Here is a 1,276-nt window from a genome sequence, read left to right as displayed (position 1 = left end):
CTAGCAGGCTGTCGAGAAACCTCCGCGCATCGCCGCGGTCATAGACGCTCTCAATCACTGACCGCTTGATCCGATGCGCAGCCCCGACGTCCAACAGCTTGGCATGTTTTCGTACGTATCGGTCGAGGATCGCGTGCCGCCGGATCATCCGATCCGCAAGCTTCGGATTCTGGTGGACGCGATCCTGGGCGAGCTCGATGAACTGCTGGCGGCGCGCTACGCCGCAGGCGGTCGCCCGTCGATCCCGCCCGAACGCATCCTGCGCGCCTCGCTGCTGCAGGTGGTTTACAGCGTGCGCAGCGAGCGGCTGCTGATGGAGCAGCTCAACTACAACCTGCTGTTCCGCTGGTTCGTCGGCCTGAACATCGACGATCCGGTGTGGGACCACTCGACGTTCTCCTTCAACCGCCAACGGCTGTTCGACGAGTTGATCGCCCAGCACTTCTTCGAGCACACCGTGCTGCTGGCGCGGCTGCGTGATCTGGTCAGCGACGAGCACTTTTCGGTGGACGGCACGCTGCTGGAGGCGTGGGCTTCGCACAAGAGCTTCCGGCCCAAGGACGACGACGAGGGCAATGGCGACGACTTCCGTGGGCACAAGCGCAGCAACGAGACGCATGCGTCCACCACCGATCCGGATGCCCGGCTGATCCGCAAGGGCCAAGGCAAGGAAGCGAAGCTGAGCTACCTGGCCAACAGCCTGATGGAGAACCGTCATGGCCTGATCATCGGTGTAGACGTCCGCCATGCCAGTGGCACCGGCGAGCGGGACGGCGCTTTGGACCTGCTCACCGCGGCCGGCGTCCGGCGAGGGGCCACCCTGGGTGCGGACAAGGGCTACGACACGCAGGACTTCGTTGCGGCCCTGAGGGCGCGTGAGATCGTGCCGCATATCGCACGCAACACGGGCAATGGGCGACGCAGTGCCGTGCCGCGTGCGGTGGCGAGCACGCGCGGCTACGGCATCAGCCAGAAGGTACGCAAACGGATCGAACAGGGCTTTGGCTGGATCAAGACCATCGGCGGGCTGCGCAAGCTGCCGATGGTCGGCCTCGCCGCGGTGCGCGGCTGGGTGACCTGGACGTTTGCCGCCTATAACCTGATCCGCCTCGGCGGCATCGGCGAATGGTGGGAGCCTTCACCAACGTGAGCGATGACAGGAGACGTGCGCCCGCAGGGCGGAAAATCGCACTCCACCGCTATCGCAGTGGCCGCCATGCCATAGATCGTGTCTATCAAAAGCAGTGCGGAACCCTGCTTCTCAACAGCCTGCTAG

General features: G+C 64.7%; 1 protein-coding gene. It reads left to right on the top strand.

The annotated features are described in order from the left end of the window. The first annotated feature begins 73 nt into the window (after nt 1-73). A complete protein-coding gene (locus AC2EWF_RS18000) occupies nt 74-1,150 on the top strand; it encodes an IS5 family transposase (protein ID WP_027483920.1) in 1,077 nt (358 codons plus the stop codon). Nucleotides 1,151-1,276 lie beyond the last annotated feature (126 nt).

This window comes from Rhodanobacter sp. sgz306013 (assembly GCF_057031145.1).
The sequence above is the reverse complement of the archived record's forward strand: the minus strand, read 5'-3'. Positions and strand labels throughout refer to the sequence as shown.